The sequence below is a fragment of the Butyrivibrio sp. INlla21 genome (assembly GCF_900116875.1).
GTDB lineage: Bacteria > Bacillota > Clostridia > Lachnospirales > Lachnospiraceae > Butyrivibrio.
Genome location: NZ_FPCC01000002.1, coordinates 172,288 through 198,292, shown reverse-complemented (window position 1 = coordinate 198,292; position 26,005 = coordinate 172,288). Strand labels below are relative to the sequence as shown.

Genomic DNA, 26,005 nt, shown 5'->3' with positions numbered 1-26,005 from the left:
AAGGGGTTCAGCAGGGCGACGACGTTATCTCGTGCCAGAAAGTCCAAAAAGGAAGCACATGTATGGTATTGAATCCTGCAACTTATTACATTCTTAACTCTAGCGATGTATGGACGATGTTGTAAAGGAGGTGACGGTAAATGCAAGGCGAAGAAGCTTATGTACTCAGTAAAGCGTTAACAGAAGCTATTGTAGCTGGTGTATCTAACTACACCATTTCAGATACCGGACTCCTTGAGTTTGATACTTCAGACGGACAACATCTGTCATATCAGTTCAGAGAACCCGAAGACGGCGTTTCTGTAACAGGACTCGCTGTAAATCAGAGCAATCATCTTATTGTTACTTTCTCAGACGGAACAACTGATGACGCAGGTCTTGTTCCTACTGTTAAAGGTGATAAAGGTGACAAGGGCGATAAAGGTGATAAAGGTGACAGGGGTACAAAAGGTGAAAAAGGTACGCCCGGTGACAAAGGTGAAAAAGGTGATAAAGGCGACATGGGTATCGGTATCCCTACTGGTGGATTGGCAGGTCAGGTCGTAACAAAGAAAAGCGGAACCGATTATGATCTTGAATGGGAAACACTTGGCGATGCTTCAATGAAATCAATAACTACTTATGTTAGCCCTGACAACGAAGACATTCCCACATCTGCATCAGTATATCGTGCTATGTCAGCAATGCTTAGTGGTGCATTCCACCCTGCAGGTGAAAAGACAGTAGCAGAATTAACAAGTGCACTTCTTATAGCAGAGAATATTGGAAATGTGTATCTTATCACTGATTCCGGCGAAACTGATGCTAATTGGTTTGGCGGTGCCGGACAGACTATTGAAGCAGGCAACAATGCGGTAGTAAACAGAGCAACAGATGATACGTACAAATTTCAGCTCCAAAAAGGTGTAAGTATCGACACATCAGCATTTCAGGAAAAGACATTATCGACACCCCTCAATGTAGATGGAACAGAAAAAACAACTGTTGAAGACGCATTGTCAGCAATCAATACACTTGCAGGTGAAAATAAGAGTGAACTTGCAGACAAAGTAAGTACATCTCTCACAGCCGGATTGTTAAAGAATGACGGCACTGTAGACGAAACAGACTATCAGAAACGCATGCAGTACACATCAATGCCAACAGCTTCAGCAGATAATGTTGGAACAATAGTTCAGTACATCGGAGCCACCACAGTATCTTATACCAACGGATATTTCTATAAATGCATAGAACAGAATAGTTCATATTCATGGCAACCGCAGAACGTACAGCAAGGCGGTGGAGGCGGCGGTGGTGGATATACCGCAGGTGACGGAATAAACATCTCAGCAGAAGATGTTATTTCCACAAATAACTTACAGAGTGGGGATATGGATGATGTAGTAACACCATTACCAAGTATTCCTGCGAGACTACATAAATATAGCACAGAGGAACAGATAGTTGGTGAGTGGATAGATGGTAAGCCGATTTATAGGAAAGTAGTCATTCAAGACCTTTCTAATGCATTTACAGGACTTATTCAAATCAATTTAGATATTCAGAATATAGATACTCCGATTAGAATAGCATGGGGCAGAGCACAAGTTGTGGGTACGAACAGTAGTGTAACGATACCAGCTCAGTATGATGATACCACTTTTGTGCATTTAGGCGTATTTGACCCATCTTACGTTCAGCTATACGTAGGTTCAACAAATTGGACAGCCGTAAATCGTATTATATTATGTTTGGAATACACCAAGACAACAGATTAAGGAGGTATAGGAAATGAACGTACAAAATCCAGAAAGAGTAGTAACAAAACAAGACCTAGCTGATTTCTATGAGCATATACTTCCTTATTTGGGCGGTATGCCAGAGATATTAGCTAATAAATTCAGTAAAGGCGATATGTACTCTACTGATGAGAGAATGATAGGACAGTGGATAGACGGGAAGCCATTGTATCAGAAGAATTTGACTAAAACTTTTAGCAATACATCAGGTTCTTGGACAGACTTAGAAACAATGTCTGGTGTGAATATTGTAAGGTTTAGTGGATATGCTACAGATGGGACTCAAAACTACTCCGCACCATACAACAGTGGTTCGGCTTATCTTGAATTTAGGTATGAGTCTGGAAAAATTCAGTACATAACAAGTGATTCTTCATGGATGAATAATAACACACTTTATCTGACAATTACTTACACCAAAACAGCAGACTCACCAATATCCATAGGAAATGATACAGATTACAGCACTACAGAAAAGATTGTAGGAACTTGGATTGATGGAAGCCCGATTTGGCAAAAGAGTGTCCAGTTAAATAGTCCAGTAAGTTTGACACGTGATACGTTTGTAACACTCTTTAATCTAAGTGATTACAGTATGGACAAACTGATTGGAATAACCTTATACACTAGCAGTTCATTCAACAATCCTTTGTATAACTTTATAACATGGTTAAGGGATGGACATTGTGACGTAAGGTCTTGTGGCATTACTTGGAATGTTGAAGCATTCACCATTCAGTACGTTAAGGCGACATCATAAGGAGGTAAATACATGGCATTTTATAGATGTGGTGGAAAAAACCACTATGATGAAGGATATACTGCAGGCGATGCTGCAGGATATACCGATGGTTACAATCAGGGTAAGGCCGAAAAGAGAAATAGTGGATATGTGGATGGAACGTATACAGCGTCTAATGTTAATGAATGGGAAAAAACTGTAACAATCCCCAATATCTCTAGAGTGGATGCTATTGTAAGTGCCTCTCTAACCGATGTTAATGGCGGAAGACATGGCTTTGCGGGTATCTATATCAATGGAACTAATACCGTTCATTATGATGTTGATGGTGCTTTTTCTCAAGGATGGAACGTGTCAATCACAGGGCGACAATATCACGCAAATGATTAAAGGAGGTACTATATGCCATTTTATAGATGTGGTGGAAAAAACCACTACGATGAAGGATATACTGCTGGATATGCCAACGGAAAAAGTAGAGGCTTGCCAGCTGGAAGGGCCGCTCAAAAAGCTCGTGGATCTACACAAGACGTTCGCAATGCTTATGTAAGTGATAACCGTTTTAGTGTCACTTTCCCATGGAGGGTTGACGCGATTGTTGATGCAACGTGCCAAAAAGACGATGGAGACGGTGAATGGTCAGGAGGCGTTGCCGGCATAAGTTTCTCTGGCAGCACTGTTTCTGGTTGGATAGTTGCAAGATTTGCTCCTCAGTATGTTTCTATTACAGCAAAACATTTTTACAGTTTAGATGCTTAAGGGGGAGGGTTAATATGGTAATACAGTTAAAATATGATAAATCATTACAGATTAACTCTCTTAGCACGATAATGCAGGGAGAAAATCTGGTAGATAAATTAAAGATCTACGTTCCAACAATATACGAAGACAGCGACATGTCTAAGTTTTCTGCTAATCTGTTTTACAAAGATTCTGGTAACAGTGTGTATTCAGAGATACTTGAGTCTGTAGACAGTGATAAAGAAAACTTCTTAGAGTTTGTTCTGCCTGTTACTACTGCTATTACAGACATTGCTGGCAAAGTAGAGATATGGCTTGAATTCTCTTATACCAACACTGATAATTCAAGTGCACCGGAACGTCAGGTCTTAAGAAGTAAGAGTGCTTCTTTTGAGGTAAAGCCTTGGGATAATTATGAACTTGCAACAAACGTTAACGCACAGCTTTCTGTAATGCAAGAAACAATCAATGACTTAAATACTAAGCTTGATGTCCTTACGGCATTAGTTACGTCTACTGTTGTAAGTGCTTAATTCGACCGCTACTTTATGATTCATCCTCTACTTTGGTTATGCTCTTCTCTTCTGTGCTATTGTTAGAGAAAAGTATAGCTTGGGAGGGAATCATGACTACTACATTATCTCGCACGGAAATAGAAAATCTTATTGATGAATGGGTACTTTCGGAGAGAGACAGAAAGCTTATGAAAAGACGGCTCATTGATGGTATCTGCATAGAACCATTAAGTGAAGAATTTTCAATGTCTCCTCGCCAAGTGCACAGAATTGTCAAGAAAATTACATTAAAATTGCAGGAAAGAGGCTTTTAGATGGCATCGTCTAAAGGCTTCTTTTTATATATCATTACCTTAAAGAAAGAGGTAAGAAATGTATGTAGAATTTAATTCAAATCCATGTAAAAGGTCCACCGGAGATTGCGTTATAAGGGCAATATCAAAAATTTTAGGGATAACATGGAAACAAGCATACGTGGAACTTACCGAACAGGGCTTAAAAGATTGCGATATTATATCCAGCAACGAAGTCTGGGGTAACTTTCTTAAGAACAATGGGTTCAAGAGATACATTATCCCAGATACCTGCCCTAACTGTTACACCGTCAAGGACTTTTGCAGAGATCATCCTTATGGTGAATATATCTTAGCAACAGGCAATCATGTGATTGCAGTTATTGACGGGAATTACTTTGACGCATGGGATTCCGGCAATGAAGTCCCGATATTCTATTTCAAAAGGTAAGGTATTATGCAAAACTATTTCCCTGCAACTTATCAGCAATATTATCCTCAGCAAAATTATTCTCAGTTTCAATCACAGCAAGCTCCGCAGCAAAGCGGAATTACTTGGGTAGACGGGGTGAGCTCAGCGAAGGCTTACCCTGTGTCTAATGGAACAAGCATATTGCTTATGGATTCTAACGAGAACGCTTTTTATATCAAATCGGCAGACCAAAGCGGAATGCCAAGTATAAGGGTGTTTGATTATTCAGAGCGTGTTATTGCACAGAATCCTCAACCACAAGCAGCTCAAGTTCCCGAACAGACAAACGAGGCTCCCGAGATTGACCTTAGCGGATATGTGACAAAAGAAGAACTTAAAAAGGTTGCAACGGACATAGAGAAGAAAATAGATTCGTTATCTTCTCCTAAGACCACAACTAGAAAGTGAGGTTCGTATGGCAAATTCTATTTATAACATGCTTGGAAATTCACAGCCTAGCGGACCGTTCGGCAATGTAATGCAGATGATGAAACAATTCAATGAGTTTAAGAGTTCCTTTAAGGGGGATCCGCAACAGCAACTTCAACAGATGCTTAACTCTGGAAAAATCTCTCAAGCTCAACTTAATCAGTATGTTCAGTTGGCGAAGCAATTCCAACAGTTCATAAAATAAGTTTACTACTCCTTGCGCAAGGAATGTAAAAATACATTCAAAAGGAGAACAAATATATGAGTTTAACCGATGGTTCAGGATATTCTTTGTCTGATATAGCTGCTGCTACAGGTAATGGTGGCGGTTTTGGATTCGGTGGAGATTCCGGCCTTTGGCTTATCGTTCTTTTCCTCTTTATTTTTGCCGGAGGATGGGGCGGAAATGGCGGATATGGCGGTGGAGCTACTCCATACATTCTGAACAATAATACTGACGCTACTGTGCAGCGTGGCTTTGATCAGTCTGCAATAATGTCAGGACTTAGCGGTATTCAGTCCGCTCTTACAAACGGCTTTAGTGATGCAGCCGTGTCACAGTGCAACCAGACTATGAGTCTTGTGCAGGGACAGAATGCAATCACAAACGCAATTGCTAATGACCGCTTTGATACGGTCACAGCTGTAAATAATGCAGCTAACAATCTCAACGCTACACTTATGCAGAATGAAGCTAATAGGCAGAACTGCTGTTGTGACCTTAAATACGCGATTGCGACAGAAAATTGTGCCGACCGTGCTGCTCTTTCAGATGGTATCAGAGATATTATCACAAATCAGACAGCGAATACGCAGGCTATTCTCGACAGAATGTGTCAGCAAGAAATTGAAGCGAAAAATTCTGAGATAGCAAACCTTAGGACTCAGCTTAATATGCAGAACCTTGCAGCTTCACAGTCTGCTCAGACAGCACAACTTATTGCTGATAACACCGCGCAGACACAGTACATTGTAAACAGGGTAAGTCCTTATCCCGTCCCTTCATACACGGTACCAAACCCTTATGGTTACGGTTATGGCTTTAACTATGGCAGTTATGGCATAGCTTAAGGAGGTGATGGCATGGCAACTTTTACGGCAAATGCTTTACAGACCGTAGCAGCAAATAATGACATCATCTATGATAATGCGGCAGTGCCTTATCCCTATCCTTATGGTTCAGTAATGCACAGAGAAGACTCTGGGCTTGTAACCCTAAGAGGAAATTCAAACCGTAGATTTTCTACATATAGGGTTTCCTATAGTGCGAACGTTGCTATCCCGGCAGACGGAACCGTTGAGCCAATCTCATTGGCAATATCTTTGAATGGTGAAGCCCTTCCGACTAGCACAGCAATAGAAACTCCTACGGCAACAGAGGCATTTACGCACATCAATGATACTACCGACATTCTTGTTCCTAATGGATGTTGTGCAAGCGTTTCTGTAAGGAATACAAGCACACAGGCATTAAGTGTACAGAATGCAAGTCTGACCGTAAATAAACTGGCATGAAGGAGGCAAATATGGATAAAACATTAGATATGTTATGTGACAGACTCCTTGATGAAATCGAGAGCACTGTCAAAAAAGACTTATCTCCTGCCAGCTTAGAGATGTTGGATATGGCAGTAGATATTATAAAAGACATCAAAGAAGTTGAAGCTATGGAGTCGGTTGGCTATAGCGGAAGAGATAGAAGCTACGCCAATTATGACAACGGAAATTCAATGAGAGGAAGATACGAGCGTTCATACAGTAGAACCGGAAGTCCTATGACTGAACTTGAGAACTTATACAACAACGCTCAGTCGGATAAGGAAAGAGAGATTATCCGAAAAGTAATGAATCAACTTTGAGAATAAGGAATGGCAGGGTTTAATCACCCTGTCATTTTTATATATAGATATTTCTAAGAAAGGAGATCCTAATGAGTACAATAGTTCACGCAAGCTGTGATGAAAACAGAAAGATAAAAGGCGGTGCTGCAGGCGACCAGACAGGCAAAGAAGTCTGTACAAGAAGTTGGTATTCAAAGCCTTGGTCGTATGTATTAAGACCTAAGGACCCTCAGATAGCCGAAAAAGCTATTCAGGCTGCCATATCGCTTGCAAAATCAAATAAGGTAGGGTATGACCAAAATCAACGGAATACGCTTTATAATGAGCTTAAAAAACATAATTTTGACGTGAATAAAATAGGTTTCTGTGAAACCGATTGTTCTGCTTTTGTGACCGCTTGTTATATAATTGGCGGAATACCTCAACTTAACTACACTTCTAACGCTCCCACTACATCAACTATGGTCAAGACTTTTCTTGACACGGGATACTTTGAACCTTTAACAGATGCAAAGTACTTAAAGACAGATATGTTCTTAAAGCGCGGAGACATTCTTGTAAAGCCCGGTGCTCATACTGTAATGGTTGTTGAAGTGTCTAATCCTTACAAGGAGCCAACTACGTTGATTAAAAAAGGCTCTAAGGGAGATGGCGCTAAATGGGTTCAATGGCAATTGGCTTGTAAAGGTTATCTTGAATGGAATGAAGTTGACGGTGAGTTTGGTCCCAAAAGCCACAATGCAACCGTAACATTCCAGAAGGCGAATAACCTTGAAGCTGACGGAATAGTAGGACCTAAGACAAGAGAAATATTAAGAAAGTGAGGTGATGAAATGCGAGGAATAGACGTTTCTTCCTATCAAGGGGATATAGACTGGCGTAAAGTTAAAGATAATGGCGTTGAATTTGTTGTCTTAAAAGTCATGCGAAAAGATCTTACCCCGGATAAAATGTTTGAAACTAATTGGAACGAGGGCCAAAAAGCACAAATAATTATACAGGGAGTGTATAATTACAGCTACGCTACCACGGTAGAAAAAGCGAAGATAGACGCGAGGAAAGTCTTGGAAATCCTCGGAGAAAGAAGACCAATGATATGGCTAGATATCGAAGATAAATGTCAAATGGGATTAGGTGATAGACTCTTAGATATTATATTAGCCTACAGAGAAATAATACGTGGTAGTGGAAGACAGTTTGGTGTGTATACCGGACTGTCTTTTTATAACTCTTATCTTAAGAAGTATTCTTCAAAGATGTCTGATATTCCTTTTTGGATAGCCAGATATCCATCTAAGAATACGATTACGATAAAAACACCCATCAATATATTAAAGAAACCTGCTATTGACAACACGTTATATGGCTGGCAGTACTCTTCTACTTGCATCGTTGAGGGGATCAAGGGGAATGTTGATGTAAATGAATGGTACATAAAGGTCGAAAAAGATTCAATCGACGATGTTGTTGATAAGTTGCCCGTATTACGGTACGGAGATAGTGGTCCCGAAGTCAAGAGGATGCAGGAACTGCTATTAAAGAACAGGTTTAAAACAGCCATAGTAATGGTTAATGGCAAGGAAGTCCGAAAACCACTCACCCCCGATGGTAAGTTTGGACCACTCACGCAGTCGGCGCTTATAAGATATCAAGGATATAAAGGGTTAAAGCAGACGGGAGTTTGCGATGAAGAAACATGGAGAAAACTTATAACCGGAGGTTTAATGTAATGGAAATTATTGTTACAGCATTTTGTTCGCTTCTTGGAGTTCTTCTTGGAAGTGGTATAATTCAATTCTTTGTAAACAGAAAGGATAAGAAAGCAGAAGACTTAAAAAATGATAAATACGAAGAATTGCGGAAAGAATTCCAAAAAGAGCTGAATGAACGTGAGGGGACGGGGGAGCTAAGACATAAGGAAAGCAAGACCATTATTGAACAGATGAATGTTGCTTACCAGAAAGACTTTAAAGAATTAAAAGATGCCATTGTTAAATTAACAGACAACGATACTAAGATCACGGATAGTATACAGAAAATGTCTGATAAACAAGAACTAATGGCAGAATCATTGTTGGGGCTATCTCACGACAAGATCATTTCAACCACAGACAAGATAGCCATGAGGGGCGCAATAACAATAAAAGAACAGGCTACGCTTGATTCAATGTATAAACCATATTCCTCATTAGGAGGGAATGGTCATTGTAAGAAAGCAATGGAATATGTAGCAAAACTTTCGGTCGTGTCAGATGAAGAAGCACGAAGAAGGGATGCTGAGTTAAGACTTGGTAGTTGATTAAGATAGGGATGACTTAAGAATCATCTTAGGTTATCCCTATTTTTTTATTTGTATAAAAATTTGTATAAAAAATAAAAATCTAAAACTGAATGATTAAAAATAAAAACGGGAAGCCAGATGATTACTAGCTTCCCAAGTATCGGAGTGACAAGATTCGAACTTGCGGCCCCTACCTCCCTAAGATAGTGCTCTACCAACTGAGCCACACCCCGACGACGTTCTCCATTATATATCGTGCCAAATAGAAAAGCAATAACTTTTTCGAGAATTTTTTCTTTTTTTTGCAAAAATCGCTATAACGTGCATGGTTATGCTGTTTTGGCGCACTCAGATAACTCTTTTTCCACGGATTTATCTCTGCTCTTTGAGCTTTTGTCTTCTGGCGCCGGTAACATAGTGCCAGAGCACCAGGAGCATTATTACGATCCCGCCGAAGACAAACTGTGGTTTTACTCCGAATGAAGCGGTCTCGGCGGCCGGGACTCCGGGATATGTATCCCTATATAGGAGCATACTAGTACCCACCGTATCTGTATTTACCGACAGCGTATCGGCCTCGGTATCATAGTCCTCATACAGCGTGCATGCGCCGAGCGAATCCGTCATAAGATAGTATTCTCTGTTTTCCCTGATAAGATAGAGCGGGATTTCAATCTGAAGCTCCACATTTCCCGCAAGATTATCGATGGTAAGCTCCTCTCCCGCATCGACTCTTTTTACAGCGTTTGCCTCCAGGGCAATTCCTTCACTAAGCTCACCGAAGTTTTTCGAAGCTCTTGAAACAGCGGATGAAAGCGTATCGTATTCGGCTATTTCCTTGGGCTCATCTGACATAACAAAAGAAAAGGTGAGATTTGCATGTTCACCCTCAAGGATCTCTTCGAGCTCTTTTTTTGTAAAACAGGATTCGAGCAGCTGCTCATAGTCTCCAAATCTGATGGTCGGAGCCGGAATATCGCTCCTACTCTCAGAAATAAGCTCTACGCTCACGATGCCGTCTCCATAGGTAATCTGTGTCGTATCGCGCATATTACCTCCGCTTGGAAAAGAATCGCCAACGCTGTCAAAAGTATCTGTATCTAAAGTATCATTAGGTGTATTTATATTTTACTATAAAGACAATTTTCGGTTTCTTAAAAGACTATAAAAAAGAACCTTACCCATGATCAGTGAGCAAGGTTCTCCAGTATAGTCTGTGCATTGTCCGCAGTTACGGCCACGTAATCACATGGAATGTAATGCGGGTTATTCTCATTCTTAAGATAAGCTGTCACGGCATCCGCAGTCGAGTGTGCCTGCTGAACGTAGTTGTTAAACACTGTTCCGGCCATCTGTCCTTCAAGTACCGCGATAAGTACATCGGTAAGAGCATCAACTCCGACGATCTTAATCTCTTTTCCCGCACGTATTCCTGCTTTCTCTACTGCAGAAAGAGCTCCGAGCGCCATGGCATCGTTGTTGCAGAAAATAACTTCCGCGTCGGGGTATTTCTGCAAAGCCTCGGTTACCACATTCTCAGCTTCGGTCCTGTCCCAATCTGCAAAGGCTTTGAACACGCAATCGCTCTCGATACCGGCATCATTGAGCGCCTTAATACAATACTCCGTCCTAAACTGCGTATCGGCATTATCGGGATCGCCTTCAACCATAATGTACTGCGCAACGCCGTCGCCGTTCCTGTCTATGTTTTCTATTCCCAGATCTGCAATGATCTTGCCCTGAATGGTTCCGGACTGTCTGGCGTCACACCCTACATAAGTGACATTCCATTTGCCCTCTTCCCACCTGACTTCTTCATCCGCGTCGGGTTCTCTGTTGATGTATACAAGCGGTATATCTGCCTCGACCGCCAAATTGGTGATACTCTTTACATCTGACGGATCTACCGGATTGATGATCAGCGCATCGACACCCTCTTCAACAAACGATCTCACATGCCTGTCCTGAACAATCTCGCTGTCCGCAGAATCCAATATCACGATATTCTCTTTTGCAAATCCCTGATCCAATAAGTACGACTCCAGCTCTCGTCTGAAAAGAGTCATATAGTTATCCGAAAAGCGGTATATACAAACGCCGATCTTAACCTGTGAAAGATCAGACTCTATTACATCCTCTGTATCGTTTTTATCTTCCGTGAATTTGTGCTTTTCCTTATCCCCCATATGACAGCCTGTAACTACAAAAGCTATCAGCAGAGACATCACCCCTAAAGCCAATAACATCTTTTTCATTATCAAACTCTCCAAAAAAAGCTCCAAATACTTGAAACTAAATTTCACAACCAATTTAGTTTATCATCAAACATTATTCACCGCAAATAAAAAGCCCAACCCCAGGAGCAGCCTGAGTTTGGGCTCTATCTCGATAAAAGAAATCATCACTCTACTATCTTTCTGCCATCCGAATAAGTCAGTACCCAGTACCCCTTACCGGTTCCGCAATCTTCGTAGTAGGTTCTGTCTATTATGACCGGCTCATCCTCGAAATCATCTTCCGATTCACCGTCTTTTTTATCCAAATTGTCAAAGTATTCGTTCGCAGCTTTCATGGAAGCATCTTCATCCTTGAAAGAATCGGCGCCGTCTGTTATGTATCTGACTTCGTTGTTTTCTTTTACGATAGTCACTCCTTCGCTCACTTCGACAACAGGAATGTTCGAGTCGTTCTTAGCAGCGGAAGATATCATATCCTTATAAGCAGGCATGATCGCGCACAATAATATATTAAATAAAAGAACGCATACCAGAGCGCCTAAGAATACGACTGATATTCCAAATATCCTCCTCATAAAAAAGCTCCTTCCGAAATCTCAAAAACTAACAGTGATCGCTGCTGCCTTTTCAAGCGGCTTGGCGGGATAACTCTGATAGGTCTGCTTGTAATAGCCGTCTCCCTTGGCATCCTGCATCTCAGCATCAAACACATACCAGTTCTCGTTTATCTTAACCTCTGTCCATGCATGAGGTGTCTTTCCTCCAAGCGATGACAATACGGTTCCCGTACATACCTTGGCATCATACCCGAGTCCCTTAGCCATGTAAGCAAAAGCCGCTGCGTAATTGTAGCAGTTACCCTTGCTTTCCATAAGCATGTCCTTTGCATACTCTCCGGTCCAATCTCCCACGGGAACTTCGTTGTTCCTTTCATATGATGAAAAATCAACCAGATATTTAAAGCACCTCTCAAGCTGTGCATTCTGCGTCATCGTCTCATCCGTTGCAAATTCAAGCACCGAAGCAATGAGCTTTTTAAGCTCCGTGTCAGGCTCAGAATAGCTTCCGTCTGCCTCTCTCCACTTAACGCCATACTTGGTATGGATGAAATGCTCTCCGGGAACATCTTCCAATTTGAGGTTCTGCTCCGCCTGGCTCTTAACGACCGCTCTGATGTCATCCTTGAGCTTTCCTCCGACGCCCGTAAGCGCATATTCTCCGATCTTCGTCACAGAAGAAGGAATCATAGCCCCGTCAAGCTGAGGCGGGAAGCACAAAAGCTCGGTCATATCCTTGTTATACAAGCAGTCACTGTAAGAAGCATAAAAAGGATTGTTCTCGCTCACCGTTATCGAACGAAGCTTCATAAGCCCCTTGAACGCGCCCGGTGTTATCTCGGTAATGTCACTTCCGATATGAACGGTGGTTATGTCAACATTCCTTCTGAACGTCGACTGATCGATCTTGGATGTCCCCGAGACACTTCCGACAGTGGCTCCCGTCGCGCTTCCTGCGCCTGCTCCCGAAACATTTCCGGCTGCGTTTACCTTAACACTGCACATCCCTGTCAAAAGAGCTATCGAAAGAAGAGCCGCTACTGCCTTAAGCCCGATCGTTATTCTTTTTTTATTGTCAAAAAAACTTGTTGTCATTTCAGTCCTCTATAGCTGCTTAATCTTAATCTATCAAAAAAGAATTATCACTTCGTCGCCTTAGGCTTTTGCGTAGCAACTTCGAATTTATATCTTATCTTTGCGTATGAAACGGCATCCTTGGCATTACCGCCTTCATTGGGATGCTTACCGTATCCGGCTGCCGCGATCATCGGATCTCCGTAGCCTTCTTTTCCGTCCACGATTACCTGGCACCACTGATCTTCCCACTGATTGATGTTCTTATGAACCCAGTTTATTCCAAGATAATCAAGAATAAGTCCCAGCGCTCTGGTTGAACCCGCGCATGAATACTGGCCTCCAATGAACACTCCGTAAGCCGTCCTGTACATCTTTCCTTCCGTCGTGTATGTTCCGAGGTCGCAGTATGCTTTTACAACGCCCGCTGCGTATGCTACCTTCTCAACCTCTTTTATCTCCTTGGTCTTAGACTTGGATTTGGAAGACTTTGACGAAGAAGAACTGCTGCTCTTTGAAGTATCCGAAGCCTCGGCTGCATTATTGATCGCCGCAGCTATCTGCTTGGCAATGCTTCTTGCCTGAATTTCCTGATCGTAGGTCATTCCACCGTTGTCATGCTTGGTCTTTGGAATAACCACAACTCCTTCATCTCCGGTCGGAACCACGAACTCAGTGCTGTCACCGATAAGTCTGTTCGCAACTCTCTTCTCTTTTTTTCCGAAAAGAACCCAGTGCTCGATAAGCTTATTGGCATCCGTTCCGAAGGCCTGCCTTAAGTCGGCATAATTAAGATAATAAAAAAGCGGATTATACTCAGATTTATAGTCCACACCGTTATAGACGGTAGTGGCCTTTGAAAAAGCTGTATAAGGATCGTCCGCGGCATGAATCTCCAAAGAACACACCTCGGAAAACATAATGAATAAAGTGAGCGCAAATGCCGATAATACGGCGAATGCTGATCTGATAATTTTCTTCATAAGCACAGACTTACCCCTCTTTAGAATTTCTATATAAAATTTATCGACATTATTTACAAAAAGTTTAGTTTTTGTGTTATTATATTCGAGTATGTTCGATTTAATGTTTTTTTGAATATTTGGGGAGCACTTTAATGATTAAGAGAAAGAACAGATCCGCGGCGCTATTATTGGCTTTTTTTCTCATATTTGGTTTTACGGCATTACAGTTATCGCCGATTATAGCCTACGCTGAGACACCGGGGTCCGATACGACCACCGAAGAAAATGATACAAATGATATAAAAGAGGACGATTCGTCCGCATCAAACAGCTCATCTACTTCAGATCCTTCAGTCACAAATCCCATCCCGGAAGAAAAAAAGGATACAGATAACGATAAAGAAGAAATTGTCCCTACGGAAACCAAAAACAAAAATATAGTTTCCGATAAAGAAGCCACACCCGAAATCTCGAAAATTCCCACTGAAACTCCCACTGAAACTCCTGAAAAAACAACACCCGTGGATGCTCCTATAGTTACAGATATACCGGTAGAAGCTCCTAAGATCGAAGAGCCTACCGCCGATACAAGAAAACTCCCCACTGTCACATACAGTACGGCAAACTTCTATATTCTCAATGAGATAAACGCAGATATCCCGGAAGAGCCGGCTAATCATTCAAGTGATAACTACAGCAGTGCAATCACGATAGATGAAGCTATCCCCAACGATTACAGATACTATTCCCCCATCGTTGACGGAAGTGGTTCGGAAGACAGCCTTAAGGATGATAACATCACGGCTGCCAACGCGGTATCCGGTTATCTTCACAACATTCCAACCGCTGAAGACATCAAGAATGTCATCCCCACTTTTGATCCCGAGAATCAATTCGTTATATGGTACGTCAAAAAAGTTCAGAAATCAGGCGTTCATGTTGACGGTGTTATAAGAAATAAAGCTTCTTCGCAGGAAATAATACCCGAAGATTATCCCAATGTTTCCATAGAGATCTATACGACCTGCGAGGAAACAGATATCGAATATGACGGAAAAGAGCACATAATAGGCGGTTTCAATATCGTTGTAAAAGACCTTGATAACAAGAGGCCTTCTCTCAGGAATATATTCAATGCACTCGGAGAGCTTCTGACTGTTGAAGCCTATGCCGGAACAAACGGCTCCGGAACGTATTTCTCCAACAACGGCATCAATTACTGGGTTAACATCGATGCAGCTTATGTAGTGGCATCTGAGATCAAGACTTATACAATCCCTTTCCTGTTTAACGGAAAAGAGATTTCACCCGAGGAAATCTCGGTAAGCTACGAGAAAGACGGCGAGTGGTTCAAACTCCCTGCCAGCGTCATCACTCAGCAAAAGCCCACCACAGCCAAGGTTAACGTTAAGCAGCGAAACCTCACGCTTGAAGCCGGAACTACCGTTAAGAACTACGACGGTTCTACAATAACCAATGATAAAGTAAGCATCACATCAGGCTCTCTTCTTGAAGGCCACAAGCTTAAAAACGTTGTCATCAACGGAAGTCAAAGTGTTATCGGCTCATCCAAGAACGAGATCGCATCATTTATAATTGTTGATGAAAACGGAAAAGACGTAACATCACTCTACAATGTAAAATGTGTTGCCGGAAAGCTTGAATTTGTCGATGACGGAACCTATACATCCTATACAGAAGACGGCCAGGACAGTGATCCCAATAATATCGCAGCAAATGCCATTAAGAAAACCGTGATCACTAAAGCATTAGAAGAAAATGACGCCGATGTAAAGGTACTCGGCGCCACTAAGAAATTACCAAGAATGGGTCAGACAGGCGATGAAACAAATATCGCGGGAAGAATCATCGCGATCATCGCTTCCACCGCTGCCATAGTCATTCTGAGTAAGAAAAAGAAATCAATTATTTAATTAAATATAGTTCATAGCATCAGCTACAGAAGCCACTCCTATTATATTGATATCGGGGTGGCTTTTCTTAATCTTTGCGCAAAGAGCCTTGGGAACGATACAAGTCTTAAAGCCAAGCTTTTTGGCCTCAGAGACTCTCTGCTCAGCCATATTTACGGCTCTTACCTCTCCCGAAAGTCCAACCTCACCGAATGCTATCATATCATCGCTTATAGGCTTATTCTTAAAGCTTGAGATAATAGCCATGCAGATTCCCAGATCAAGCGAGGGTTCCGCTATCTTCATTCCGCCCGCAAGATTGATATATGCGTCGTAATCTCCGAGCTGAAGTCCTATTCTCTTTTCAAGAACAGCCATTAACAAGTTGACTCTGTTATAATCCGTTCCGTTGGCCTGGCGCCTCGGAAATCCGAAATTACTTCTGCACACAAGTGCCTGAAGCTCTATAAGAATGGGTCTTGTTCCCTCTACAGAGCATGTAACTATAGAGCCGCTGGAATTCTCCGGTCTTCCCTCCAGCATGAACTCAGAAGGATTCTTAACTTCAATAAGGCCTCTCTCCGCCATCTCGAATACGCCGATCTCATTGGTCGAACCGAAACGATTCTTTACAGCCCTAAGTATCCTGTATGAAGCATGTCTGTCGCCCTCAAAGTACAGAACGGTATCAACCATGTGCTCAAGGACTCTAGGTCCCGCAACCTGTCCTTCTTTGGTCACATGTCCGACTATAAACACCGTGATATTAAGGCTCTTGGCAATTCTAAGAAGCACCGCCGTTGACTCTCTTACCTGAGAAACACTTCCGGGTGCCGATGATATCGCCTCATTAAACATTGTCTGGATTGAATCTATGATGATGATCTCAGGCTTTACGGATGTGATCGTATCTTCTATCACAGAAAGATTGGTCTCGCACATAAATTTCAATGTGTCCGAAAACTCTCCTATCCTGTTGGCACGAAGCTTGATCTGCTTGAGCGATTCCTCACCCGAGATATACAGAATATTCTTTTTATCTCCCGAAAGATTGCCCGCAACCTGCAAAAGAAGTGTGGACTTACCGATTCCGGGATCTCCTCCGACAAGGATCATGGAGCCCCTTACAAGGCCTCCTCCCAAGACTCTGTTGAGCTCTCCGATATGTGTGTCCGCTCTCTCTTCGTCATTTATCTCTATCTCTGAAAGAGATTTTGGAGCCTCCAAGGCTCCTGAGATCATGCGGGCACTTGATGAAACCGCACCCTTGGTCTTAGCCGCAGGCTTAACCGTCTCCTCAACAAATGTATTCCATTCTTTACACCCCGGGCACTGTCCCATCCACTTGGATGATTCATATCCGCAGCTCTGGCAATAAAATATAGTCTTTATCTTAGTTGCCATATATCCTCCCATAAACGTCGAGGGCTTTTCAGGTATCCCGAAAAGCCCTCGGCCATTTATTTAATTTTTATTTTTCAATCTTAACTTTGGCAGAACTTCCATCTGACAATTCAACACTAAAATTGAGCTTACCGCCTACATTAGTGCTCATCTTGCCGATAGCGGATCCGTTTACAAACACGCTGTACTCTGTGCTTTCCAAAAGTCCTAAAGTGATCTGTGCATCATTGACACCTTCTACGGTGAATTCTACACCTCCGTCGGACTCCTTAAAGCCTGTGACCGCTGTGCCGGGAACCGATTCATAAACAAAGTTCTCGTTGCACTCGAGCTTAGTAATGTCCTTGAAAGTCTTAACCTTGAGAATATCTCCGTTGTGCTCGAAGTTCTCAAGTTTCTTCTTCTCGGGAAGCTCATAGTTACCAAAGCTGATGCTTCCGTCGCTCTCAGCGCGAATCAACTGCTCTACGACAGCCATATTAACCCTCCTGAAATAAAACATGTATTTAGTTAATTACATTATAATTCAAGTCCACCTAATGATAAACTGAAATTTTTATTACTTTTTTACTTTTTCTTCGATCTTGAACTCGAAGTTTTTTTGGCTGCCCTCGCAGGTTTCTTTGTAGTTACCGCACTTTTGGTCTTGGAAGCCTTCTTCGGCTTGGTCGTCTTAACATTTACCTTCTTTACGGAAGTCTTTTTACCGTCCGCAGCTGTAAACACAATCTTTTTATCCTTAAGACCGACCGTAACATCATCTCCTGCCTTGATATTGCCCTTTAAGAGCTCTTCAGCCATTGCATCTTCAATTGTTGATTGAATGGCTCTCTTAAGAGGTCTTGCACCCATTTTGGCGTCGGAATGCTTCTCAACGAGGTACTTCTTAACCGCTGGCGAAATGGTAAGTTTAATATCCATCTGTGCCTTGCATCTCTTGGCAAGATTGCTTGAAAGAAGTGTGACAATCTCCATCATTTCTTTCTCGGTAAGAGTATGGAATACCATGATCTCATCGATACGGTTTATAAACTCAGGCTTAAAGAGCTTCTTAACTTCCTCCATAACACCCGACTTCATATCCTCGTAGTCTTTCTTGGCATCATCTCCCGCGCCGAATCCGAGCTTTTTGGGATCAACAATCTTCTGAGCTCCGACGTTTGAAGTCATAATAAGAATTGTATTCTTAAAGCTTACTTTTCTGCCCTTGGCATCCGTGATATGTCCGTCATCAAGTACCTGTAACAGTACGTTGAAGATATCAGGATGCGCCTTCTCGATCTCATCGAAAAGAATAACCGAATAAGGATGTCTTCTTACTTTCTCACTGAGCTGACCGCCCTCGTCATATCCAACGTATCCCGGAGGTGAACCGATCATTTTGGATACGGAGTGACCTTCCATATACTCAGACATATCAACTCTGATAAGCGCATTCTCATCGCCAAACATCGCTTCGGCAAGAGCCTTTGAAAGCTCTGTCTTACCTACACCCGTAGGTCCGAGGAAAAGGAACGATCCGATAGGTCTGTTGGGATCCTGAAGTCCCACTCTTCCCCTTCTGATAGCCTTGGATACAGCCTTAACCGCATCCTCCTGGCCGATAACCCTCTTATGAAGTACCGATTCAAGCTTAAGGAGCTTCTCGGATTCTTTCTCCGCGATCTTCTTGACAGGGATTCTTGTCCATTCGGCAACAACCTCCGCTATATCATTCTCATTAACGATAAATCCGGATGAAAGCTCTTTTCTTCTCTCAGCCGCCTTAACTCTTGAAAGCTTGGTGATAAGAGACTTCTGTCTCTTATTAAGCTCGCCCGCAAGAACAAAATCTGAATTCTTAAGAGCGGCCTCTATCTCCAGATCAAGGTTCTTGATCTGATCGTCAATATCTTTTACCTTGGAAGAAACTCCCATAGTGCGCAGTCTTACTGCGGATGCAGCTTCGTCAATAAGGTCGATTGCCTTGTCGGGAAGGTTTCTGTCGTTGATATATCTCTCGGAAAGCTCAACGGCAGCCTTTATCGCCTCAGGTGTGATCGTAACCTTATGATGCTCTTCATACTTGTTGACAATTCCCTTAAGTATTTCTGTTGCCTCTGCCTTGTCGGGCTCATCAACGTTAACAGGCTGGAAACGTCTCTCAAGAGCCGCATCCTTCTCGACATATTTGCGGTACTCGGTGATGGTAGTCGCACCGATCATCTGAATCTCGCCTCTTGCAAGAGAAGGCTTAAGGATATTGGAAGCATCGATAGCACCCTCGGCACCTCCGGCACCGATAAGCGTATGCATCTCATCGACAAAAAGAATGATATTGCCGTCTTCAGCAACCTCTTTTATAACCTTCTTAATTCGTTCCTCGAACTCACCTCTGTACTTGGAGCCCGCGATCATACCCGAAAGATCGAGTGTCATAAGTCTCTTATTCTGAACGGTAAGAGGTACGTTTCCTGCGGCAATTCGCTGTGCAAGTCCTTCAACAACAGCCGTCTTACCTACACCGGGTTCACCGATAAGGCAGGGATTATTCTTGGTCCTGCGGCTGAGGATCTGTATAACACGCTTGATCTCGCGCTCACGTCCTATAACGGGATCAAGTTTATCCTCCATAGCAAGTGCAGTCATATCACGGCTGTACTGCGCAAGTATAGATGCTTTCTTGCCTGCCTTGGGATTGTTCTTTCTTCCGAGGTCCTCTTTTACAATGTTGGGGTCCTCTCCCATTGCAGCCAAAGTCTCCGCGTAGATCTTCTGCGCGGGAACATTTAGAGTACTGATAAGCCTTACGGCTACGTTCTCTCCTTCTTTTATAAGAGCCAAAAGAATATGCTCTGTACCTGTCTTGTCCGCATGAAAACGCTCAGCCATTCTGTGAGCTTCTTCAAGAACTTTCTCCGCTCTCGGCGAAAAGCCGTCCTTATCCAAAGTACGAACATTACTGTCGGGAACGATCAGATCTCTGATCATTTCCATCATACGATTCTCATCTATGCCGTTATCTATGAGGATTCTTGAAGCAACGCTTCCGTCCTCCAAGATGAGACCCATAAGGATATGTTCTGTTCCGACATAATTAAGTTTCAAGGATCTGGCTGTTTTCTTGGCTAGCTTGAGAGCATCCAAAGCCATTACGGTGAATTTAGAATCCATATCTCATCATCCTTTCATGTTATCTGCTGTTAAATTCATAATTGTCATAAAGCTCATCAACAAGAGCATGAATATCTTCTCTTCCTATTCCCTTACAGATTGCCCTTGCAAGAACTACCGCAAGTTCATCGCGGGCTTCGTTAAGAGCCTTGAGCTTGTTGATGTCGATGGCAATTATGGCTCCTCGCCTTCTGTCTATTTTGACAAATCCGTCCTGCTGCAATATGGAATACGCCTTATTTACCGTATGCATATTGATGCCGATAGTCTCAGCCAGCTGTCTGACACTGGGGAGCTGCTCACCCTCACGAAATTGAGACGTTGCAATGCCCAGTATGATCTGATTGCAAAGCTGCAAATATATAGCTTCATCACTATTAAAATCAATCTCTATGATCATATCCGCCTCCATGAGTTTTCTTTGTGATATGTTTAGTATAACACACATAACAAAAATAATAAAATATGAAAAAGAACCGTGCAAAGCATAGCTCTGCACGGTTCTTGGATATCTTCATATTAACATTCTTAATTATTTCTCGTCATCAAGATCAAGGAACTCAAACTCGAAATCGTCATCGTCTCCGATAAAATTCTTTGCTCTTCTCCTTGGAGCCTCGCGCTCCTCATCTCTATATGAAGGTCTTGAAGATCTGTCATCCTGTGTGGAATCCGCAGTTCTTCTTGAAGGACGATCGTACTCTTCCTCGCCTCTTCTCGGACGAGCCGGTCTGTCTTCGGGATTTCTTGAAGGTCTGGCAGATCTGTCATCCTCTGAAGGACGAACAACTCTCTCATCGTCAGCCTTTCTTGAAGATTCGGGTCTTACAGGTCTTCTGGAAGAACGGTCCTCATCACGTGAAGGACGCTCTCTTCTTGCGGAATAACGATCTTCTTCGCCATCCTCGGAATCATCTCTTGCTCTTCTTCTCCTGCTTTCTGAGAAGCGGTCGTACTCTTCCTCTTCCTCATCGTCTTCATAATACATAGACTCTCTGAGCTTAATTGCAAGGATTATAACAGCTATAAGAAGAAGTCCCGCAAGTGCACCAAGTCCGATCGCGATAAGCTTGAAGTCCTTGGCTTTCTTATCAAGTGCAGGAGCTGAGTTTGCAACATCTATAAGCTCTTTTACCTTTACTCTGAGCCCTGTGCTGTAATCATTTAAGTACCATGTTTCATTCTCATAAGCAAGTGCATATGTTCCGTCGCCTACAACAGCGGGTTCTGCCTGCTCTTCCTCTTCTTCGGATTCCTCAGAATCTTCCTCGGACTCTTCACCCTCTGACTCTGAATCTGAATCTTCCGATTCGCTGTCTTCTGACTCGCTCTCCTCGGGAGCCGCCGCAGGAGCTTCATTACTCTCTGCGGGAGCGGGAGCTGCCGCCTGGGTGTTTCCGCTTGTATCAAGAAGGTCGCCTCTTATGAAGCCCTCTTTTCCGTCGCCGAAAGAAATTCTGTACCATGTCTTTCCGTCGGTTCCCTTAGCTTCTCCTGTGATAGTAACTGAATCACCCTTTGTTCCTTTTGCAACGGAATCATAATCCTTACCTGCGCCTTTTCTGATAACAACGTTATCATATCCGACAGCTGCGGATTTATTCTCAACATCCGTAACCTTGGTCTCCGCAGGCGGAGTGGATGCCTTTTCTTCCTTTTTGGGAGCTTCCGTATTTGTATTTGATGAGCTTGAAGAACCTCCTGCCTTATTTACAAGGTCGCTTCTTACATATCCCTGCTCATTTTTATTGACTCTTATCTTGTACCAGATATATCCGGAGGAATCTGTCTCCTCTCCGATAATATCTATGGAATCTCCTTTTTTAAGACTTGCTACCTGTGATGCGGTCGTACTAGCCGACTCTCTTACTTTAACATTGTCGTTGGAAACCGTTCCTGTAGTTTCTGTATATGCAAATGCCTGGATCATTGCTGACAAAAACATTGTAACGATCATTGCTATAGCGATGGCAAATGCAAATACTCTCTTTCCTGTCGCTTTTTTCATAATTAGCTTTCCTCCTTCCTTACTTAGCGTCGTCAATTGCTTTTCCTATATCATGACGCATATATTTATTCTCAAAGCTAACCCATTCTGTCGCTTCATAAGCTTTAGCACGCGCTTCCTTAAGGGTATCCCCTTTGGCGGTTATACCAAGAACTCGTCCGCCGTTTGTAACTATTCCCTCCGGAGTAGCCTTGGTTCCTGCATGGAAACAATAATATCCGTCTTTGCCCTTGAAGTTTTCAAGTCCCGTTATAAGCTTGCCCTTCTCGTAGCTTACGGGATATCCGTCACTTGCAAGAACAACACAAACTGCCGCTTTATCATCAAATTCAAGATCTATATCCGCAAGTGTACCGTCTATGCAGGCATTGAATACATCAATGATGTCTGTCTTAAGTCTGGGCAAAACAACCTGTGCTTCGGGATCTCCGAATCTTGCATTATACTCAAGAACCTTGGGGCCGTCCTGTGTAAGCATAAGTCCAAAGAAGATAACTCCCTTAAACTCTCTACCCTCGGCAGCCATCGCTTCAACAGTTCTGCCGTAGATGTTCTCTTTGCAGAACTTATCAACTTCTTCGGTATAGAAAGGGCTGGGTGAAAAGTTACCCATTCCGCCCGTATTAAGACCTGTATCACCGTCTCCCGCTCTCTTGTGATCCTGAGCGGATGACATTATCTTTACTGTCTTTCCGTCTACAAAAGAAAGAACGGAAACCTCGCGACCTGTCATGAACTCTTCGATGACCATGTGATTGCCGGCATCACCGAACTTCTTATCCTCCATGATCTCTTTTACTCCGGCCTTGGCTTCTTCCAAAGTGTTGCAGATAAGAACACCCTTTCCGAGTGCAAGTCCGTCAGCCTTAAGAACGATGGGGAATTTGGATGTCTCAAGGTACTTAAGAGCAGCTTCTGCATTATCAAATGTCTCATAAGCCGCTGTTGGAATGTTGTATTTCTTCATAAGGTCTTTTGAAAAAGCCTTACTTCCTTCAAGGATAGCTGCGTTCTTTCTGGGTCCGAATACCCTAAGGCCTGCCTCCTCAAACTTATCTACAACTCCGCCTACCAACGGATCATCCATACCGATAACGGTAAGATCGATCTCTTTTTCTTTTGCAAAAGAAACGAGTTTATCAAACTCCATGGGAGTTATCGGAACACACTCGGCAAGCTCTGCGATACCGCCGTTACCGGGTGCACAATAAATCTTATCAACCTTGCTGCTTCTTGATATAGCCTCGCAGATAGCGTGTTCTCTTCCGCCTCCGCCTACAACCAAAACTTTCATCAGAAAACCTTCTCCTCTTCGTAACCTTCGATTATGACCTTGCGGTCAACTACTTTAACTTTGCCGTTGGCGATAAGATCGATCGCCATTGGCATTATCTTCCACTCCGCCTGCTCCATAATTCGTCTCTGAAGAACTTCGGGAGTATCGTCCTGCCTGATCATAACGGGCTTCTGTAAAATGATGGGACCTGTGTCTGTTCCCTCATCAACAAAATGAACCGTTGCGCCCGATACTCTGACGCCCCTCTCAAGGACCTTCTCATGTACCTTAAGTCCGTAATATCCCGTTCCGCAAAATGAAGGAATAAGTGACGGATGAATGTTGATGATCTTGTTGGGGAATGCCTTTACAACGCACTCCGGAATAACAACAAGACATCCCGCAAGTACTATAAGATCGGGGTTTGCGTCCTGTAATATCTTAAGCAGTGCCTCATTAAAATCCGCTCTGCTGTCAAACTCCTTGGGGCTCTTGGCAACATACGGTATTCCTGCCTTCTTTGCTCTCTCAAGAGCATATGCATCCGGATTGTTGCTGTAAACCAGCGATATCTTGGTATTGGTAATAACACCGCTGTCTATTCCGTCTATAATTGCCTGTAAATTGGTACCGCCTCCGGATACCATTACCGCTATATTCATACGAGCTCTACACCCTTCTCGCCGTTCTCGGCACTTCCTACTATCCAAGCCTTGTCGCCTGAAGCCTCAATAGCCTTCATTGTAGCATCGACATCTGCGGGATCAACCGCAAGTACCATGCCAAGACCCATGTTGTAGGTGTTATACATCATCTCTTCTTCAATTCCGCCCTTCTTAGCCATGAGACTGAAGATAGGAGGAATGTCATAGCTGTCTTTTTTGATAACGGCCTTGATTCCGTCGGGAAGCATTCTCGGAATATTTTCATAGAATCCGCCGCCTGTGATGTGGCTGCAGCCCTTTACCTTAACGCCCGCATTCTTGATGGACTTCATCATCTTAACGTAAATTTTTGTGGGAGTTAAAAGAGTCTCTCCGAGAGTTGCACCGAGCTCATCATAATATGTCTCAAGGCTCTCTTTTGTCATATCAAATACTTTACGAACAAGTGAAAAACCATTGCTGTGTACGCCGCTTGAAGCAACGCCGATAAGCACATCGCCTGCCTTAATTGTGCTTCCGTCGATCATATCCTTGCGATCTACAACGCCAACCGCAAATCCGGCAACGTCATACTCATCCTCGGGCATAAGTCCGGGGTGCTCTGCAGTCTCACCGCCGATAAGTGCCGCATCAGACTGCTTGCAGCCTTCTGCAACGCCCTTAACGATAGCTGCGATCTTCTCGGGAATATTCTTGCCGCATGCAATGTAATCAAGGAAGAATAAAGGCTCGCCGCCTGCGCATGCTACGTCGTTAACGCACATTGCAACAGCGTCGATACCGATTGTGTCATGTTTATCAAGAAGGAATGCAAGCTTGATCTTGGTTCCTACTCCGTCTGTTCCGGACAAAAGAACCGGATCTTCCATATCCTTTATCTTGCTAAGTGAAAACGCTCCGGAGAATCCTCCGAGTCCGCCAAGTACCTCGGGTCTGTTGGTCTCTTTAACATAACCCTTGATAAGTTCTACAGATTTGTAACCGGCTTCAATGTCAACTCCGGCCTTCTTGTAATCCAGTGCCATAATATTTAACTCCTCATTTCTATAAAAAGATCTTTCGGTACCGATCATCCGGTAAGTGTACCGATATCAATAGTTCTTGTAGCCTACTTCCTGAAGCTTCTTGTCCTTGGCTACCACCGCATCCTTAAGTGAAGCTTTGTAGTCCTTGAGTTTCTTAAGAATCTCATCATCGCTTGTTGCCAAGATCTTGGCTGCAAGAATTCCGGCATTGGCGCCACCGTTTATCGCTACTGTGGCAACAGGAATTCCTGAGGGCATCTGTACGATACTGTATAAAGAATCACGGCCTCCGAGTGAAGTTGTATGCATGGGTATTCCGATAACGGGCATCGGGAAGATCGCTGCGCACATTCCGGGAAGATGCGCCGCCATTCCTGCTCCCGCGATAATTACCTTAAATCCTTTTTCTTCGGCAGTCTTGGCATACTCGAAAAATTCATCCGGTTCCCTGTGCGCCGATATAATGCGCATCTCATAAGAAATTCCAAGCTGATCGAGAATGTCAGCTGCTTTTGACATAACAGGCATGTCTGAGTCACTACCCATTACAATTCCAACTTTTGCCATGTTTTCCTCCATTTGCATTGCAATATTTAGTCCCTTGTATCATAGCACAATACAATATATTGTGCC

Annotated in this window: 30 protein-coding genes and 1 tRNA gene; 16 read left to right on the top strand and 15 right to left on the bottom strand. The window is 43.1% G+C overall.

Going from position 1 to position 26,005, the window contains the following annotated elements; all coding sequences use genetic code 11:
* Positions 1-140: 140 nt before the first annotated feature.
* The 15 genes from BM377_RS01090 (at position 141) to BM377_RS01020 (ending at position 9,113) form a co-directional block, all read left to right on the top strand.
* On the top strand, positions 141-1,760 hold the full coding sequence (locus BM377_RS01090; RefSeq protein WP_092242422.1) for a hypothetical protein: 1,620 nt from the start codon (positions 141-143) through the stop codon (positions 1,758-1,760).
* A gap of 13 nt (positions 1,761-1,773) precedes the next feature.
* Complete coding sequence (locus BM377_RS01085; RefSeq protein ID WP_092242419.1) at positions 1,774-2,541, top strand: hypothetical protein; 768 nt, start codon at positions 1,774-1,776, stop codon at positions 2,539-2,541.
* A 12-nt stretch (positions 2,542-2,553) separates the two neighbouring features.
* Positions 2,554-2,913, top strand: coding sequence for a hypothetical protein (locus BM377_RS01080; RefSeq protein ID WP_092242416.1), 360 nt, complete (start codon positions 2,554-2,556; stop codon positions 2,911-2,913).
* 12 nt (positions 2,914-2,925) lie between these two features.
* Positions 2,926-3,282, top strand: coding sequence for a hypothetical protein (locus BM377_RS01075; RefSeq protein WP_092242414.1), 357 nt, complete (start codon positions 2,926-2,928; stop codon positions 3,280-3,282).
* Between the two features lie 14 nt (positions 3,283-3,296).
* Positions 3,297-3,797 (top strand): hypothetical protein, encoded by a 501-nt coding sequence (locus BM377_RS01070; RefSeq protein ID WP_092242413.1) that lies wholly within the window; start codon positions 3,297-3,299, stop codon positions 3,795-3,797.
* 92 nt (positions 3,798-3,889) lie between these two features.
* Positions 3,890-4,093, top strand: coding sequence for a hypothetical protein (locus BM377_RS01065; protein ID WP_092242412.1), 204 nt, complete (start codon positions 3,890-3,892; stop codon positions 4,091-4,093).
* 58 nt (positions 4,094-4,151) lie between these two features.
* Positions 4,152-4,523, top strand: a complete 372-nt coding sequence (locus tag BM377_RS01060) for a hypothetical protein (protein ID WP_092242410.1) — start codon at positions 4,152-4,154, stop codon at positions 4,521-4,523.
* Between the two features lie 6 nt (positions 4,524-4,529).
* Positions 4,530-4,952: a hypothetical protein gene (locus tag BM377_RS01055; protein ID WP_092242407.1), complete on the top strand. Its 423-nt coding sequence runs from the start codon at positions 4,530-4,532 to the stop codon at positions 4,950-4,952.
* A 7-nt stretch (positions 4,953-4,959) separates the two neighbouring features.
* Complete coding sequence (locus BM377_RS01050; protein WP_242948059.1) at positions 4,960-5,178, top strand: hypothetical protein; 219 nt, start codon at positions 4,960-4,962, stop codon at positions 5,176-5,178.
* Positions 5,179-5,234: 56 nt separating this feature from the next.
* Positions 5,235-6,044, top strand: a complete 810-nt coding sequence (locus BM377_RS01045) for a hypothetical protein (RefSeq protein ID WP_092242406.1) — start codon at positions 5,235-5,237, stop codon at positions 6,042-6,044.
* Positions 6,045-6,056: 12 nt separating this feature from the next.
* Positions 6,057-6,488 carry a hypothetical protein gene (locus BM377_RS01040; RefSeq protein ID WP_092242405.1) on the top strand — a complete coding sequence of 144 codons (432 nt, stop codon included), beginning with the start codon at positions 6,057-6,059 and terminating at the stop codon, positions 6,486-6,488.
* Positions 6,489-6,499: 11 nt separating this feature from the next.
* Positions 6,500-6,832: a hypothetical protein gene (locus BM377_RS01035; protein WP_092242402.1), complete on the top strand. Its 333-nt coding sequence runs from the start codon at positions 6,500-6,502 to the stop codon at positions 6,830-6,832.
* A 71-nt stretch (positions 6,833-6,903) separates the two neighbouring features.
* A complete protein-coding gene (locus BM377_RS16470) occupies positions 6,904-7,638 on the top strand; it encodes a peptidoglycan-binding domain-containing protein (RefSeq protein ID WP_242948058.1) in 735 nt (244 codons plus the stop codon).
* A gap of 9 nt (positions 7,639-7,647) precedes the next feature.
* Positions 7,648-8,544: a GH25 family lysozyme gene (locus BM377_RS01025; RefSeq protein WP_092242398.1), complete on the top strand. Its 897-nt coding sequence runs from the start codon at positions 7,648-7,650 to the stop codon at positions 8,542-8,544.
* Entirely contained in the window at positions 8,544-9,113 is a 570-nt protein-coding gene (locus BM377_RS01020) for a hypothetical protein (RefSeq protein WP_092242394.1), read from the top strand. The genes BM377_RS01025 and BM377_RS01020 overlap by 1 nt, the downstream gene beginning before the upstream one ends.
* A gap of 142 nt (positions 9,114-9,255) precedes the next feature.
* Here the strand turns inward: BM377_RS01020 and BM377_RS01015 are convergent.
* The 6 genes from BM377_RS01015 to BM377_RS00990 form a co-directional block, all read right to left on the bottom strand.
* Positions 9,256-9,328: transfer RNA gene (locus BM377_RS01015), tRNA-Pro, on the bottom strand.
* A gap of 139 nt (positions 9,329-9,467) precedes the next feature.
* Positions 9,468-10,145, bottom strand: coding sequence for a hypothetical protein (locus BM377_RS01010; RefSeq protein ID WP_092242390.1), 678 nt, complete (start codon positions 10,143-10,145; stop codon positions 9,468-9,470).
* A gap of 137 nt (positions 10,146-10,282) precedes the next feature.
* Positions 10,283-11,350 carry a substrate-binding domain-containing protein gene (locus BM377_RS01005; RefSeq protein ID WP_092242387.1) on the bottom strand — a complete coding sequence of 356 codons (1,068 nt, stop codon included), beginning with the start codon at positions 11,348-11,350 and terminating at the stop codon, positions 10,283-10,285.
* A gap of 146 nt (positions 11,351-11,496) precedes the next feature.
* The gene (locus BM377_RS01000) at positions 11,497-11,907 is read right to left on the bottom strand and encodes a hypothetical protein (protein WP_092242384.1); all 411 of its coding nucleotides are present in this window, start codon (positions 11,905-11,907) and stop codon (positions 11,497-11,499) included.
* Positions 11,908-11,928: 21 nt separating this feature from the next.
* Positions 11,929-12,984, bottom strand: coding sequence for a transglutaminase domain-containing protein (locus BM377_RS00995; RefSeq protein ID WP_092242380.1), 1,056 nt, complete (start codon positions 12,982-12,984; stop codon positions 11,929-11,931).
* 47 nt (positions 12,985-13,031) lie between these two features.
* Positions 13,032-13,952 carry a hypothetical protein gene (locus BM377_RS00990; RefSeq protein WP_092242365.1) on the bottom strand — a complete coding sequence of 307 codons (921 nt, stop codon included), beginning with the start codon at positions 13,950-13,952 and terminating at the stop codon, positions 13,032-13,034.
* Positions 13,953-14,080: 128 nt separating this feature from the next.
* On the opposite strand from BM377_RS00990, the gene BM377_RS00985 reads away from it, so the two are divergent.
* The gene (locus BM377_RS00985; protein WP_092242360.1) at positions 14,081-15,862 is read left to right on the top strand and encodes a hypothetical protein; all 1,782 of its coding nucleotides are present in this window, start codon (positions 14,081-14,083) and stop codon (positions 15,860-15,862) included.
* Here the strand turns inward: BM377_RS00985 and radA are convergent, their stop codons facing one another.
* The 9 genes from radA to purE form a co-directional block, all read right to left on the bottom strand.
* On the bottom strand, positions 15,863-17,245 hold the full coding sequence (radA, locus tag BM377_RS00980; RefSeq protein WP_092242357.1) for a DNA repair protein RadA: 1,383 nt from the start codon (positions 17,243-17,245) through the stop codon (positions 15,863-15,865).
* A 67-nt stretch (positions 17,246-17,312) separates the two neighbouring features.
* Positions 17,313-17,723, bottom strand: coding sequence for an endosialidase (locus BM377_RS00975; protein WP_092242354.1), 411 nt, complete (start codon positions 17,721-17,723; stop codon positions 17,313-17,315).
* 89 nt (positions 17,724-17,812) lie between these two features.
* The gene (locus tag BM377_RS00970) at positions 17,813-20,398 is read right to left on the bottom strand and encodes an ATP-dependent Clp protease ATP-binding subunit (RefSeq protein ID WP_092242351.1); all 2,586 of its coding nucleotides are present in this window, start codon (positions 20,396-20,398) and stop codon (positions 17,813-17,815) included.
* A gap of 19 nt (positions 20,399-20,417) precedes the next feature.
* Positions 20,418-20,798, bottom strand: a complete 381-nt coding sequence (locus BM377_RS00965; protein ID WP_092242348.1) for a GntR family transcriptional regulator — start codon at positions 20,796-20,798, stop codon at positions 20,418-20,420.
* Positions 20,799-20,930: 132 nt separating this feature from the next.
* The gene (locus tag BM377_RS00960; RefSeq protein ID WP_092242345.1) at positions 20,931-22,406 is read right to left on the bottom strand and encodes an SH3 domain-containing protein; all 1,476 of its coding nucleotides are present in this window, start codon (positions 22,404-22,406) and stop codon (positions 20,931-20,933) included.
* 19 nt (positions 22,407-22,425) lie between these two features.
* Positions 22,426-23,700, bottom strand: coding sequence for a phosphoribosylamine--glycine ligase (gene purD / locus BM377_RS00955; RefSeq protein WP_092242342.1), 1,275 nt, complete (start codon positions 23,698-23,700; stop codon positions 22,426-22,428).
* Complete coding sequence (purN, locus tag BM377_RS00950) at positions 23,700-24,344, bottom strand: phosphoribosylglycinamide formyltransferase (protein ID WP_092242339.1); 645 nt, start codon at positions 24,342-24,344, stop codon at positions 23,700-23,702. Before purN ends, purD begins: the two co-directional genes overlap by 1 nt.
* Positions 24,341-25,366 (bottom strand): phosphoribosylformylglycinamidine cyclo-ligase, encoded by a 1,026-nt coding sequence (gene purM, locus BM377_RS00945; RefSeq protein ID WP_092242697.1) that lies wholly within the window; start codon positions 25,364-25,366, stop codon positions 24,341-24,343. Before purM ends, purN begins: the two co-directional genes overlap by 4 nt.
* A gap of 72 nt (positions 25,367-25,438) precedes the next feature.
* Positions 25,439-25,939, bottom strand: coding sequence for a 5-(carboxyamino)imidazole ribonucleotide mutase (gene purE / locus BM377_RS00940; RefSeq protein ID WP_092242336.1), 501 nt, complete (start codon positions 25,937-25,939; stop codon positions 25,439-25,441).
* Positions 25,940-26,005 lie beyond the last annotated feature (66 nt).